The 15,350-nt window shown below is 36.9% G+C and carries 10 protein-coding genes and 1 pseudogene; 5 read left to right on the top strand and 6 right to left on the bottom strand.

Annotated elements, in window-relative coordinates:
• Positions 1–76 precede the first annotated feature (76 nt).
• From GSB9_01282 to ppdK, 3 genes are all read left to right on the top strand, one after another.
• A complete protein-coding gene (locus GSB9_01282; protein ID UKM64725.1) occupies positions 77–2,023 on the top strand; it encodes a LysM peptidoglycan-binding domain-containing protein in 1,947 nt (648 codons plus the stop codon).
• Entirely contained in the window at positions 2,023–2,250 is a 228-nt protein-coding gene (locus tag GSB9_01281; GenBank protein ID UKM64724.1) for a DUF3820 family protein, read from the top strand. The genes GSB9_01282 and GSB9_01281 overlap by 1 nt, the downstream gene beginning before the upstream one ends.
• Before the next feature lie 308 nt (positions 2,251–2,558).
• Complete coding sequence (gene ppdK / locus GSB9_01280; GenBank protein ID UKM64723.1) at positions 2,559–5,288, top strand: pyruvate, phosphate dikinase; 2,730 nt, start codon at positions 2,559–2,561, stop codon at positions 5,286–5,288.
• A gap of 55 nt (positions 5,289–5,343) precedes the next feature.
• On the opposite strand, the gene purL is transcribed toward ppdK, so the two are convergent.
• Positions 5,344–9,000: a phosphoribosylformylglycinamidine synthase gene (purL, locus tag GSB9_01279; protein UKM64722.1), complete on the bottom strand. Its 3,657-nt coding sequence runs from the start codon at positions 8,998–9,000 to the stop codon at positions 5,344–5,346.
• A gap of 191 nt (positions 9,001–9,191) precedes the next feature.
• On the opposite strand from purL, the pseudogene GSB9_01277 reads away from it, so the two are divergent.
• Positions 9,192–10,217 (top strand): annotated as a pseudogene (locus tag GSB9_01277) (hypothetical protein).
• Between the two features lies 1 nt (position 10,218).
• Here GSB9_01277 and GSB9_01276 read toward each other — a convergent pair.
• Together GSB9_01276 and GSB9_01275 are read right to left on the bottom strand one after the other, a co-directional pair.
• A complete protein-coding gene (locus GSB9_01276) occupies positions 10,219–11,079 on the bottom strand; it encodes a fructosamine kinase family protein (GenBank protein UKM64719.1) in 861 nt (286 codons plus the stop codon).
• A 127-nt stretch (positions 11,080–11,206) separates the two neighbouring features.
• Positions 11,207–12,424 carry a methyltransferase domain-containing protein gene (locus GSB9_01275; protein UKM64718.2) on the bottom strand — a complete coding sequence of 406 codons (1,218 nt, stop codon included), beginning with the start codon at positions 12,422–12,424 and terminating at the stop codon, positions 11,207–11,209.
• 102 nt (positions 12,425–12,526) lie between these two features.
• Here GSB9_01275 and GSB9_01274 point away from each other — a divergent pair, with 102 nt between their 5' ends.
• On the top strand, positions 12,527–13,555 hold the full coding sequence (locus GSB9_01274; protein ID UKM64717.1) for an oxidoreductase: 1,029 nt from the start codon (positions 12,527–12,529) through the stop codon (positions 13,553–13,555).
• Between the two features lie 12 nt (positions 13,556–13,567).
• Here GSB9_01274 and GSB9_01273 read toward each other — a convergent pair whose 3' ends face one another.
• From GSB9_01273 to GSB9_01271, 3 genes are read right to left on the bottom strand one after another with little or no spacing between them, the layout of a single operon-like run.
• Positions 13,568–14,032 carry a hypothetical protein gene (locus GSB9_01273; protein UKM64716.1) on the bottom strand — a complete coding sequence of 155 codons (465 nt, stop codon included), beginning with the start codon at positions 14,030–14,032 and terminating at the stop codon, positions 13,568–13,570.
• 9 nt (positions 14,033–14,041) lie between these two features.
• Positions 14,042–14,545, bottom strand: a complete 504-nt coding sequence (locus GSB9_01272; protein ID UKM64715.2) for a hypothetical protein — start codon at positions 14,543–14,545, stop codon at positions 14,042–14,044.
• A gap of 34 nt (positions 14,546–14,579) precedes the next feature.
• Positions 14,580–15,122, bottom strand: coding sequence for an RNA polymerase sigma factor (locus GSB9_01271; GenBank protein UKM64714.1), 543 nt, complete (start codon positions 15,120–15,122; stop codon positions 14,580–14,582).
• Positions 15,123–15,350: the final 228 nt, after the last annotated feature.

Raw genomic sequence — 15,350 nt, 5'->3', positions numbered from 1 at the left:
TCTTTATAAAAGCACATAACGTATATAGTTTATACAGTTGCAATTTTATTATATTTAAAGTTATCACATTCACGGTATGAGTAGATTCTTCTTAGTTTTAGTTCTAGTTTTAGTATTTGGTTTTTCACCCTTAAGTGCACAAAATTTTAGTACCCATAAAGTAAAAGCAGGAGAAACGATAGAAGAAATATCAAAAAAATATTACGTTACACCTTTTGATATTTATAAACTTAACCCAGATGCCAAAAAAGGTTTAAAGCCCAATACGATTCTTATCATTCCTTTGTCTAAGGCACAAAAGCCTAAAACTACCATTGTTAAAGAGCTTCAAGGTTTTAAAGAACATAAAACCAGACGCAAGGAAACCATGTACAGCCTTTCAAAAAAGTATGGTGTTTCGCAAGATGAAATAAAAAAGCACAATACATTTTTGTATGCCAATACTCTGCGTAAGGGCGACAGGATTCAAATTCCAATTTATAAAACTACCGAAAAGGTTGAAGTCGTTAAAACCACAAAGTCTTATACTGTAAAGCCCAAAGAGGGTAAGTGGCGTATTGCTTATAAATTTGGTATTTCAATTAGCGAGTTGGAAGCCCTTAACCCAGATATGGAAGATGTTTTAAAGGTTGGTGAGGTTATTAATGTGCCAAATTTAGAGGCAGAAGAAGAAAACATTGTAGATGAAAGGTACGGTTACTATAAAGTTTTACCAAAAGAAGGGTTTTATAGGTTAAAATTGAAATTAGGCCTAGAGCAAGAAGAAATAGAAACCTTAAATCCGGGTGTTAAAGATAGCGGGTTGAAAGAAGGAATGATTTTAAAAATACCACTAACAAGCGTAACTGATGATTTTTCGATATCAGAAAAAGTTAATTTAGTTGATAGTATTTCCGATTTTAGCATTAAACGTATTGCTGTTATGTTGCCGTTTAGATTAAATCGTGTAGGGTTTGATTCGGTCTCAGATACGAAAAACAGCATTAAAAATGATCCCTATTTAAATACGTCTTTAGATTTTTATTCGGGTGTTTTGATGGCGGTCGATTCCTTAAAATCATTAGGTATTTCCCTTAAAGTTGATGTTTATGATACAAAAAACGAAATAAGCGAAGTTTCAAAAATAATACGTGAAAACAACTTTAATGATGTTGATGCCGTTATAGGGCCGCTAACAACCAAAAATTTTGAAAGGGCCTCTTCAGAACTCAAGAGATTCAATACGCCTATAATATCTCCAATCGGAACAAAGTTAAATTTGTATGATAATGTGTTTCAAGCGAGACCATCTGATGATTTGTTAAAAAATAAAGTATTAGCTTATGTAAAAGCTGATACACTGGCAAAAAATATATTGATTATTCACGATACAGAAAACACGGCTATTTCTAATGAGCTGAGACGTGAATTTGGATATGCAAAACAAGTCTTGTCTAGAAAAAACAAAGACGGAAAAGACGAGTTTTTCGTTACTAGGGATGATATTGAAAGTGTTTTAAAACCTGGTAAAAATTTAGTGTTTCTAGAAACTCAAAATGCAGGTTTTGCGGCTAATGTAACCAGTATTTTGGCTTCGTTAATTAGAAACGGTAATACAACAATAAAAAAGGATGGTAAAAATGTTCAAGAAGAACCAAGAGAAATTATATTGCTTACCACAAACCGAAACTCGGCCTTTGAAGGCGACCAAATAAACAACACGCATTTATCTAAGCTTCAGTTTCATTTTGCAACAGGGTCAAAAGATTACAACGAAAACGAAAACAAATTGTTTTTAAAAAAGTACAGTAAATTATATAACATCACTCCCAATAATAAAGCGGTTAAAGGCTTTGATTTAACAATGGACGTGGTTTTACGATTGGTATCTTCTCCCGATTTATACATGTCCGTTAAAAACACACCGTTAACCGAGTACATCGAAAACAAATTTGGTTACAAGAAGAAGCTTTTAGGAGGGTATTATAACGATGCAACTTATCTTGTAAAGTATGATAATTTATCTATAGTTGAGGTAAATTAATGTTTCCCGATAAACAGTTTCTAATTGATTTAGCCCACGCCAAAATGCCCTATGGCAAGTATAAAGATCGATACTTAATCGATTTGCCTGAGTACTATATCGTTTGGTATCACGCAAAAGGGTTTCCTAAAGGTAAATTAGGAGATATGCTAAGGCAAGTTTATGAACTTAAACTTAATGGTTTGGAAGGTATTATCAGGAATGTTAAAAAGCAGTATCCTAAATAATCTATAGTTAAAACATAGAATTTAGGTGTTGTTGGTTGATGCATCTTCGTATAAATAAGTATATCCAGTAAATTTCAATTTAACACTTTTTAACTACTCACTTAAGTTTCATTTTCCTAACAGTACTAGTTTTCAGAATTTTTGTTCTAAAGGCTATCTTTTCAAGTTTAAATCAACAATAAAAATAGCTTTTTTATTTTAAAATTAAAACTCAATATATGATTTATGTCATTGAAATACAGGTGTTCAATACTTAAATTTAAAGGTTATTTATGTAACAGTGTTAAAAATCTTTAAATAGAAAAGTCATGGAGTTATTAGAAAACACAAAAGCTGGCGTTTACCGGTTTGGAAACAAACAAGCTGATGGGAATAGTGAAATGAAGAATCTGTTAGGAGGAAAAGGTGCTAATTTAGCCGAAATGAGTGCTATTGGAATACCGGTGCCTCCAGGGTTTACCATTACCACAGAAATTTGTACAGAATATAACTTGTTGGGAGAGTATGCAGTAATTCAGCTTATAAAAGATGAAGTTGAGGCATCTGTAGCCAACATAGAAAAATTGATGGAATCCTCTTTTGGCGACAAGGAAAACCCCTTATTGATCTCAGTTCGTTCGGGGGCAAGGGTTTCTATGCCCGGTATGATGGATACGGTTTTAAATCTTGGTATAAATGACGAAGTTGTTTTAGGTTTGGCCAGAAAGACAAACAACGAGCATTTTGCATGGGATTCTTATCGGCGTTTTATTCAAATGTATGGCGGTGTCGTTTTAGGAATGAAACCAGCTTCAAAGGAAGATATCGATCCTTTTGAAGAAATTATGGAAAAACTTAAAGTTAAACGCGGCATTCAATTAGATACCGAGTTTTCCGTTCAAGATTTAAAAGATTTAGTTTTCGATTTTAAAGAGGCTGTAAAAAAGCAAACGGGACATTCTTTTCCTTCAAATCCTTGGGATCAATTATGGGGTGCCATTATTGCCGTTTTCAATAGTTGGAATGGTGATAGGGCCATTTATTATAGAAATCTACACGGTTACCCAGAAGATTGGGGAACTGCCGTTAATGTTCAGGCTATGGTGTACGGTAATATGGGTGATAAATCGGGTACAGGTGTTTGTTTTACTCGCGATGCCGGAACCGGAGAAAATGTTTTTAATGGCGAATATTTAATTAATGCCCAAGGTGAAGATGTGGTAGCTGGTGTTAGGACGCCTCAACAAATTACTAAATTGGGGTCGCAACGTTGGGCCGAATTAGCAAAAGTAGATGAATCCGAAAGATTAGAAAAATACCCTTCCCTTGAAGAGTTGATGCCATCTATTTATAAAGAATTGAATGGCTACCAACAAAAACTAGAAGCGCATTATAGAGATATGCAGGATATGGAGTTTACTATTCAAGATGGAAAACTCTGGATTTTGCAAACAAGACATGGTAAGCGTACTGGGGCGGCTATGGTTAAAATAGCTATAGATTTTTTAAAAGAAGGCAAAATCGATGAAAAAGAAGCACTATTGCGTATAGAACCCAATAAGTTAGACGAACTTTTGCATCCTGTTTTTGATACTAAAGCGCTAAAATCAGCTCATATAATTGCTCAAGGATTACCTGCTTCTCCAGGTGCTGCAACAGGTAAGATTGTATTTTTTGCAGATGAAGCTAATAAGTATAAAAGTTCCATTTTAGTTCGTATTGAAACATCACCCGAAGATTTGGAAGGTATGCATATCGCCAAGGGTATTTTAACGGCTCGTGGCGGAATGACCTCACACGCCGCTGTTGTTGCTCGAGGTATGGGAAAATGCTGTGTGTCTGGCGCTGGAGCCTTAAAAATCAATTATAAAACACGCACTTTGGTAGTAGACGGTCATGAATACCATGAAGGCGATTGGATTTCATTAAACGGGTCAACTGGAAATATTATTGAAGGCAAAGTCGCGACCCGTGAACCTGAGTTAACCGGTGAATTTGCTGAAATCATGACATTGGCCGATAAGTATGGGAAAATGAAAGTAAGAACAAACGCAGATACACCCAGCGATGCCCGCGCAGCGCGAAATTTTGGTGCACAAGGTATAGGTTTGACAAGAACCGAACATATGTTTTTTGAAGTAGACCGGATTAAGGCTATGCGCGAAATGATTCTTGCTGACACCGTAAAAGGAAGAAAAAATGCTTTAAAAGAGTTGTTGCCCATGCAGCGCGAAGATTTTGAAGGCATTTTTGAGGCCATGGCTGGTTTACCGGTAACGATAAGATTGTTAGACCCTCCCTTACATGAGTTCGTGCCGCATCAATTAGCTACTCAAAAAGAGCTGGCCGATGAAATGCATATACCCTTGCAGGCGGTTAAAAATAAGGTAGCAGAGCTTGAGGAGTTTAATCCAATGCTTGGTCATCGGGGTTGTCGTTTGGGCAATACCTATCCCGAAATTACTGAAATGCAAACGAGAGCTATTATTGAAGCTGCTTTAAACTTAAAGGAAAGAAATATAGAGGTAATACCAGAAATAATGGTGCCTTTAGTGGGTACAGTAAAAGAATTTGAAGCCCAGGATAAAATCATCAGAGATACTGCTAAAGCTATTTTTAAGCAAAGAAAGGATCATGTAGATTTTCTGGTTGGTACTATGATCGAAATTCCTAGAGCTGCTTTATTGGCAGATAAGATTGCTGAAAAAGCCGATTTCTTTTCATTTGGAACAAATGATTTAACCCAAATGACTTTTGGCTATTCTAGAGACGATGCTGGTAAATTTTTACCAATCTATATAGAGAAGGGTATTTTAAAAGTAGATCCTTTTGAAGTTTTAGACCAAGAAGGTGTAGGGCAATTAGTTAAAATAGGAATACAACGCGGAAGGAGCACAAAACCAAATTTAAAAATAGGCATATGTGGCGAGCACGGTGGCGAGCCCAGTTCTGTAGAGTTCTGTTACAACATAGGAATGAATTATGTAAGCTGTTCGCCCTTTAGGGTGCCTATTGCCAGGCTGGTTTCTGCACAGGCTGCTTTGAGGAGCGAGGTGTAATTAACTTTCTAAAGTGATGGAATAAAAAACCCCGATTTCAGTATCGGGGTTTGTTTTATTTATTTTCAATCCACTTTCGCGCATTAACAAATGCTTCTAGCCAAGGTGAAACTTCGTCTTTTCTACCCTCTGGGTAATGTGCCCAATTCCATTGGAAAATGGAGCGTTCAATATGTGGCATAGTAACCAAATGGCGTCCTGTTTTATCGCACATCATAGCCGTGTTGAAATCAGAACCGTTAGGGTTATGCGGATAGCCCTTATAACCATATTTACCAACAATATGGTATCGTTCTTCCGAATAAGGTAAATTAAACTTGCCCTCACCATGCGAAATCCAAACGCCCAATGTGCTTCCTGAAAGTGTTGAAAGCATCACCGAATGGTTCTCTTGTATTTTTACCGATGTAAAAGAACTTTCGTGTTTTTGCGAGTCGTTGTGTAGCATTTTACCATGAATCTCGTGGTCTGGGTTAATTTCTTCCAATTCCATAAACAATTGGCAACCGTTACAAATACCAACGGAAAGTGTGTCCTCTCTTTCAAAGAAATTTTGAATGGCTTTATTGGCTTTCTCGTTGTATTTAATGGCACCGGCCCATCCTTTGGCAGAGCCTAAAACGTCTGAGTTACTAAAACCGCCAACAGCGCCCAAAAACTGAATGTCTTCTAAGGTTTCACGACCAGAGATTAAATCGGTCATGTGTACATCTTTTACATCAAACCCCGCAAGGTACATGGCGTTGGCCATTTCGCGTTCGGAGTTGCTGCCTTTTTCACGAAGTATGGCTGCTTTTGGGCGATTGCTTTCAATACTTGGTAGCTTTCCAGTAAAATGTTTTGGAAACGTGTATTGTAAAGCTTGATTTTTATAATTATCAAATCGGTTTTGAGCTAAGCCATTTGCCGTTTGCTTTTGGTCTAAAAGGAATGAGGTTTTGTACCAAACATCACGTAAGCTTGAAACTGTCAAGGTAAATACATCAGTATGGTTAATGATACTTAAGGTGTCACTTTCGGTAACTTTTCCGATGTTAAAAAATTCAATATTTGCTTCAGATAACGTTTTTTCAATAGAAGCATCTTTGGCTTGAATAACAATACCTGCATTTTCAGCAAATAATAATTTTAAGGAATCTTTTTCATTAAGTTTCGACAAATCTAACTCAGCCCCTAAATTATTGTCGGCAAAACACATTTCCAAAAGCGTTGTAATTAAGCCACCCGAAGCAACATCGTGCCCGGCAACAATATATTTGTTTCTAATTAAATTTTGAATGGTGTTGAAAACGTTTTTGACATACGTCGCATCATTAACATTTGGCGCATCATTTCCAATTTTATTTAAAATTTGTGCGAACGAACTCCCGCCTAATTTAAAGTTGTCTTTTGAGAGATTGATGTAATAAACACTACCAGCATTTTTTTGAAAAACAGGTTCAACCACCTTGGTAATATCGTTACAGTTAGCTGCGGCCGAAATGATAACGGTTCCTGGAGAAATAACCTCTTCATTTGGGTATTTCTGTTTCATGGAAAGCGAATCTTTTCCTGTTGGTACGTTTACACCCAAATCAATGGCGAATTTTGAAACCGCCTCAACAGCTTCGTATAAACGGGCATCTTCGCCTTCATTTTTACAGGGCCACATCCAGTTTGCTGATAGTGAAATGGATTTAATACCATCCTTTAAAGGTGCCCAAATAATGTTGGTAAGCGCCTCTGTTATGGAGTTTCTACTACCGGCCACTGGATTAATCAATCCAGAAATTGGGGAGTGCCCAATAGACGTAGCGATACCTTCTTTTCCTTTAAAATCCAAGGCCATCACACCTACGTTATTTAATGGCAATTGTAACGGTCCGGCGCATTGTTGCTTGGCTACTTTTCCGCCAACGCATCGGTCAACTTTATTAACCAACCAGTCTTTGCAAGCTACGGCTTCAAGTTGAAGTACTTGCTCTAAATAATTATGAAACTCATCAGTGTTATAAGCCACATCGCTGTAGTTTCTTTTTATGGTATGGTCAGTCATTATCGTTTTTGGCGAACTGCCAAACATATCTTCCATCGCTAAATCCATTGGTTTGTTGCCTTTGGTTTTCGACTGGAACGTAAAACGGTCGTCGCCTGTAACATCACCAACAGTGTACATGGGCGAACGCTCGCGGTCTGCAATTTTATGTAGTGTATCAATGTGGTTGTCACCAATAACCAAGCCCATTCGCTCTTGTGATTCGTTACCAATAATTTCTTTATCGGAAAGTGTAGGGTCGCCAACGGGTAATTTATCTAAGTCGATGTTACCGCCAGTATCTTCAACCAATTCCGAAAGGCAGTTTAAATGCCCGCCCGCACCATGGTCGTGAATGGAAACAATATAATTTTTGTCACTCTCTACCATACCGCGAACAGCATTGGCAGCACGTTTTTGCATTTCTGGATTAGAACGCTGAACGGCATTCAATTCGATGCCTGAAGCAAACTCGCCAGTATCGGCACTCGACACGGCGGCACCCCCCATTCCAATGCGGTAGTTTTCACCACCAAGAATGACTATTTTATCGCCAGCTTTTGGGGTGTCTTTTATGGCTTGCTCGGTTTTTCCGTAGCCAATGCCACCAGCCTGCATAATCACTTTGTCGAAGCCTAATTTACGAGCGTCTTCTTCATGCTCAAAAGTTAAAACGGAACCACAAATAAGTGGTTGTCCAAACTTATTTCCAAAATCTGATGCGCCATTGGAGGCTTTTATCAGAATATCCATAGGTGTTTGGTACAGCCATTTGCGTTCTGGAAAGGCTTTTTCCCACGGACGGTTTTCTTCTAAACGAGAGTACGACGTCATATAAACCGCTGTTCCAGCTAATGGGATAGACCCTTTTCCGCCAGCCAATCTATCTCTAATTTCTCCGCCAGAACCCGTTGCAGCACCATTAAAAGGTTCTACCGTTGTTGGGAAATTATGGGTTTCCGCTTTAAGCGAAATCACAGAATCGAAATCTTTAGTCGCGTAGAAGTCGGGAATATCGGCACGTTTAGGTGCAAATTGTTCCACTTTTGGGCCTTTTATAAAAGCGACGTTATCTTTATATGCCGAAACAATATCATTAGGGTTTTGTTTTGATGTTTCTTTAATTAGTTTAAAAAGCGATGTTGGTTTTTCTTCACCGTCAATTACAAACGTACCATTAAAAATTTTGTGACGGCAGTGTTCACTATTCACTTGAGAAAATCCAAAAACTTCAGAGTCGGTTAACGGACGACCAATTTTATTGGCTACACCTTCCAAATATTCAACCTCTTCATCACTCAACGATAAGCCTTCCTGCTCATTGTAAGCCGCAATATCCTCAATGTTTAAAATAGGTTCGGGCTGAATGTTGATAGTAAAACTATCCTGGTTTAAACCCTTAAATTTTTCCGAAATCATGGGGTCGTAATCCTTAAAATCTTCAGAAACGGATTTAAACTCTTCAATTCTAATAATATCAGTAATACCCATGTTTTGCGTGATTTCCACTGCATTGGTACTCCAAGGTGTAATCATGGCAGCACGTGGGCCAACAAAAAAAGCATCCAATGATGCTTGCTCAATTTTAGGCTGGTTGCCAAAAAGCCATGTTAATTTAGAAATAGTTTCGGCCGATAATTCTTTTGTTGTTTGAACAGCAAATACTTTGCTGGTTACGTTTCCAAAGAAATGAATCATTATGTAGAGGTTTGTAAATGTTTTTGAAAATGCAAAAATACACTTTTTTGCGCATACCTAACTGCTTTTTTTGCTAAAGCCCTTGTGGTTATCAACAGTATTTTCAACAAGGAATTTATGCGATTTTTGCTATATTTAAAACTAAATTTTATGATATGCTCACCAAAAAACGTTATTCAGTAAAAGATTTAATGATTTGGTCCCGTTGGGAAACCTTTGTAATTCTTTTGTACGCCACTATTATAACCGTTTTGTATAACGTATTTGATTTTACCTTTTTGGATGTGCCCTGGACACCCGTTGCCTTAATTGGTACTGCAGTGGCTTTTTTGGTGGGGTTTCAGAACAATTCGGCTTACGATAGAATTTGGGAAGCCCGAAAAATCTGGGGCGCCATTGTAAATTCCTCTCGAACTTTTGGAATGAAAGTGCAAGATATGGTGACTAATGAATAGTGTGATAATCCCGTTTCGGATGACGAATTAAAAAAGCATAAAAAAATGTTGGTATATCGACACATTGCTTGGATGACCGCATTACGCCATGCTATGCGGCAAAACAAGCCTTGGGAGTCATTCAGTAAGCATATAACGAATAGGGAATGGCAAAGGGAAATGTATATTGCCGAGTATCAATATACTTTGGAGGAAGAGCTGAAGGGGTATTTGTCAGATAAAGAAAAAGAGTATGTATTCTCTAAAGTAAACAAGCAAACAGCTTTATTGTATTTACAGTCAAAGCACATACGAACTTTAAAAGAAAGCGGCTTGGTTTGGGAGTTTTCGTTTTTGGAGTTAGAAAATATTTTAGGCGATTTGTTTGACCATCAAGGAAAATCGGAGCGTATCAAGAACTTTCCGTATCCTAGGCAATATGCTGGTTTGGCGTATTATTTAGTTGCGATTTTTCTTTTTTTGCTGCCCTTTGGAATTGTACCAGAGTTTGCTGACATAGCAAAAGGTTTTACAGAATCGACCCCGATAGTTTCAAGGGTATTTGTGTGGGTAGCCATTCCGTTTTGTGGTGCCGTATCATGGGCGTTTCACATCATGGAGCGCATGGCTAGAGTAGGAGAAAATCCATTTGAAGGTTCACCAAATGATGTGCCAATTTCTACCATTGCCCGTGGCATTGAAATAGATATGCGCCAAATGTTAGATGAAAATGCTGAACAAATTCCAGCTGGGATTCCTGAAAAGTACAGCGTGCAAATGTAACTCAGAAATGTTTAGAAAGTATGGATTTTACCGAACCATAATAAGACCTGCCGAACATATTTAAATGCACCAGCAAATAGTATAGTTGGTAAATTTCGATTCTGGAAGTAGTTTCATTTGAAAAGGGAATGATTTCGGCATAAGCCTCATAAAAGCGCTCGCCAAAACCACTAAAGAGTTTACTCATTGCAATATCCACTTCGCTATGTCCATAATACACTGCCGGGTCGATTAAAAATGGCGTGCCTTCATTTGAAATTAAAAAATTACCGCTCCACAAATCTCCATGAAGTAACGATGGTTTAATGTTTTCAAATAATGAAGAAAGTGCTTTTGACATGCTTTCTGCTGTAGGGATTTCTTCATGCCGGAGCAAGTTTTTAGATTGGGCTAATTTTAGTTGGGGCAATAGGCGCTCTTTTATATAAAAGTCGGTCCAAGATTGATGTTGTGAGTTTCTTTGAGGCAAACTGCCAATAAAATTATCGTGGTTCAATCCAAAATATTCATCATGATATTGGTGTAATTTGGCCAATTGGTATCCCAAATTTTCAAAATCGTTTGCTGATGCTTGTTTGGAATCAACAAATTCCATCAAAATAAAAGCTTGGTTTTTAAAAGAACTGCAAGCTAAAATTTGTGGGGTTTTTATAGTGTAGGTATTCTGAATAGCTTTTAAACCCTTGGCTTCAATGTTAAACATATCCAAGGCGTTCGAGTTGCTATTTGCTTTTAAAAAGAAGGACTGTTTATCCGTTTCAATTTTATATGCGGACGAAATGTCACCGCCAGAAACCGACGAAATCTTGGTGATTTTTTGGTTCAGTAAATCTGAAAGATATGTTTTTAAATCGTTTAGCATGATTTAAAAATACGGAAGAAGTTTTAAAAATAGAATTTTGGTAATCGTCTTTAACCTAAACTTGTTTCAGCTTCTCATTTAAGAACTAATAATGAAATTCTAAAACAAGTTCAGAATGACACGAATATTAGATTTTTCGCTCTAAAAGCGCCATATAAAACCCATCGAAACCAGATTTATAAGCCAACACTTTTTTGTCTTTTAGTAAGTGAAATGCTTGGCCTGCTTCCGATTTTAAAAAGGCATCAACCTGATTTTGGTTTTCAGAAGGCAACACAGAACAGGTTGCATAAACCAATTTGCCACCCGGCTTTACCATTTTAGAGTACTCTTGTAAAACGTCTTGTTGGGTTACGCGAATACGATCTAAAAACTCGGGTTCCAATTTCCATTTCGCATCGGGGTTTCTACGTAAAACGCCTAAACCAGAACATGGTGCATCAATTAAAACACGGTCAGCCTTATTGTGTAGTTTTTTTATTGGTTTTGTAGAATCGATAACTTTCATTTCGATGTTATGTACTCCATTTCTACGGGCGCGAACTTTTAGTTTTTTAAGTTTGCTTTCATAAATATCCATGGCAATAACCTGTCCCTTGTTTTCCATTAAAGAAGCGAGGTGTAATGTTTTGCCGCCAGCACCGGCACAGGTATCTACTACTTTCATGCCAGGTTTTACATCGAGGAAATCGGCTACTAATTGTGACGAGGCATCTTGAACTTCAAAAAGTCCGTTTTTAAAAGCATCGGTTACAAAAACATTGGCACGTTCTTTCAGTTTTAATGCCGATGGATACCCTTTTATAAATTCGGTTTGAATATTGTTTTCGTCAAAAAGAATGCTTTGTAATTTTTCCTTCGTTGTTTTTAGTGTATTAACACGTAAAATTACATCGGCCTGCTGGTTTTGCATGGCTATTTCCTTGGTCCATTCTTTTTCGCCCAATTCTTGTAAGCCAACGTTTTCAATCCAATCGGGGATAGACTCTCTAAATTTTCTAATTTTTGAAAGTTCATCAAAACGGCCTTTTATTTTACGAGCGGGTGTGTTTTCAAAATATTTCCAATCGGGCAACTTTATACCTTTTAGGGTGGCCCAAACGGCAAACATGCGCCATAGGTTATCGCGGTCAAACGGTTCTTTAACATCTGCAATTTCGGCGTAAAGGCGTTTCCAACGTACAATGTCGTAGGTGGTTTCGGCAACAAAAGCACGGTCGCGAGAGCCCCAACGTTTATCACGTTTTAACAATTGTTGGATGACTTTATCGGCGTACTTTCCTTCGTTAAAAATTAGGGTTAATCCATCAATAACCGCAAAGCATAAATTTCTGTGTAATCGCATGTTGTATAAATCAGGCTGCAAAGTTACGTTAAATGCTACGAATTCTCGAATGTTTTTATTTTTAGAGCGAATAGCACTATCTTTCTTTAAAATTCATGTTTTATGAAAAGAAATGTGTCCCTGGTGGTGCTTGTTTTGGTGTTATTTTCCTGTGCAAAAAGGAAAAATGTTATTCCTAAGGATTTTAATGACGTTGAAATTGAAACGATTTTACAGGATTCGCTTTTGAATGTTAGGGCCATTGAATTGGGAGATGAAACCGGGAATTTGTTTTTTGCAACTTCCAATGGAGACTTAGGTTTTACAAATGAAAAAGCTATTTATTACCCTATACCTGTCTCCGATTCTTTAGAGCTTAACTTCAGGGCGGTTGCTCACGGATTTGTCATTACGATAGGAAGTCCCACTTTTATTTTTAAAATACAGAAGGATTCAATTAAAATAGTTTACCAAGAAAACCACCCCAAAACTTTTTACGATTCCATGGATTTTTGGAATAACCACGAAGGTATTGCTATTGGCGACTCTACCGATGGCTGTTTAAGTATTATCGTTACCAGAGATGGCGGTGATACTTGGACAAAATTACCGTGTAACCAATTGCCCAAAGGCCTCGATAACGAAGGTGCTTTTGCCGCTAGCGATACGAATATTGCCATAATAGGGGAAAGTACTTGGGTGGCCACTACGGCGGGACGCGTGTATTATTCTCCTGATAAAGCTAAAACATGGCAGGTTTTCGATACGCCAATCGTTAAGGAAAAGGAAACCGAGGGCATTTATTCCATCGATTTTTATGATGAACTAAACGGTTTTGCCATTGGTGGCGATTATACTAATCCAGATGCTAATGCGGCGAACAAAATTAAAACTACCGATGGCGGCAAAACATGGCATTTGGTAGCTCAAAACCAAAACCCTGGGTACAGAAGTTGTGTGCAATATGTGCCAAACGGAAATGCTAAGGAACTTGTAGCTGTTGGTTTTAAAGGTATCGATTTTAGTAATGATTCCGGAGGGTCATGGAAACACTTGAGTGATGAAGGGTTTTACACCATTAGGTTTTTAAACGATAGTGTAGCTTATGTTGCTGGGGCTGGACGGATTTCAAAGCTTACTTTTAAGGAATAAAAAAGGATCGTTCTATTTGTCCTTTTTATTTTCCATTCGGTGTTTTATTTTTTTGTTTACATATCTGTCAAAAAGCCGCTTTTTAAAATCTTCTTCGGCCATTTTGAGAAGTATGATTTTTTTATTCGAAATAATTTTTTGCAACTGCTTATTGAGTTTCATTTCTTCGTCATGAAGTTCTTTTTCGTAATTGGTTAGTTTTTCAAGTAATTCTTTTGCCTTGGCTTCACTTATAGCATCACGGTTCTTTTTTATTTCTTTATGGATGCCGCGTATTTTTTCGTGCTTTAATTTAGACGCGATTTCTTCATAAGCATTATAAATAGGCCAGAATTTTTCGGCTTCCTCGGGTGTTAAGTTAACCCGCTCTGAGATAAAAGGTATTTTTAGTTTTTTAAATTTATCGCCATGGTGCTGCGAAAATGCATTTATGGAGATGAAAAACAGTAATGATATGAATAGTATAAGTTTTTTCATGGTGCGTTTTTATTCTAACATGATGTCTTCTATGTTTATATCGTTTAAGATATAAGTTTCAAAGGAATCATCGTCAATTGTAACATCGGTGAAATTCTCTGCGTAAAAGTCGTCTTCTGTTAGGGTGGTATTTATTTCATAGGCGCCAATGTCTTCTTCTAAAATATAGTTTTCAACAGTTTGAACATCTAGGCTGTCAAAAGTTGTTTCGGGCTTGGTGTTCAATACAGACAAACTAAAAAGTAACAATACAGCAGCTGCTACACTCGAAATATAAATCAAGTTCTTTTTGCTGACTATTGAAATAACTTTTGGCTCGTTTTCTTTTTGTATTTTGTTGATTATGTCACTATCTAAATCGCTAAAATAGGTTTTGGGTACGGTAAAACCAGAACGCTCAAGATTGGTTTTTAACTTGATTTCTGGCAACAGATCGTCTTCTAAAGTATCAAAATAATTGTTTGGTACTTTAAATCCTGTTTTTTTGATGCTATGCATTTTTTTATCTTTCATTGCTATTTGTAAGACTTACTTTTTTTATAAAGGTTTAATTTTTAGTTAAATAGTCTTCAATTTTTTTTACGGCTATGTGATATGATGCCTTTAGTGCTCCTTCACTTGTTTGTAAAATTTCAGACATATCTTTATATTTTAAGTCTTGAAAATACTTCATGTTAAACACCAATTGCTGCTTTTCAGGTAGTGTAGCTATGGCTTTTTGTAATTTTAACTGGATTTCGGTGCCTTCAAAATAAACATCCGATTTTAAATTGTTTAAGGCTTGTTGCTGTACTTCTTCGTTTGTGGTTTTTAATTGTTTAGCCCTTTTGTTTATAAAGGTTATAGATTCGTTTGTTGCAATGCGGTACATCCATGAAAACAATTTGCTTTCTCCTTTAAATTTATGAATGTTTTTGTAGATTTTAATGAATGTATTTTGAAGCACATCGTCAGTGTCGTCGTGCGACTTAACAATGTTTCGAATATGCCAATATAAGCGTTCTTTGTAGAGCGAAATCAGGGTTTTAAAAGCCTCATCCTTATGTTGTTCCGATTTTAGTTGTTCTAAAAGTTGCGCTTCGTCCGTCACAAATACACTTTATAATTTAGACTGTTAAATATAGTAAAAGTTTAAGAGCTGATTATTGGTTTTTAGGGCTAAAGTTTATGTCTCTGAAAATCAATAGTTTGAGTTTGTTTTTATCGATAAAGTGTATTTAAAACACGATTAAATGCATTTTTTCTTGCTTGAAAAGTATTAATGACTTATGTTTGTAACAGAAACCTACTAAAAGTTGTTAGATGCCCCAAGTCTAAC

This window comes from Flavobacteriaceae bacterium GSB9 (assembly GCA_022749295.1).
GTDB lineage: Bacteria > Bacteroidota > Bacteroidia > Flavobacteriales > Flavobacteriaceae > Flavisericum.
The sequence above is the reverse complement of the archived record's forward strand: the minus strand, read 5'-3'. Positions and strand labels throughout refer to the sequence as shown.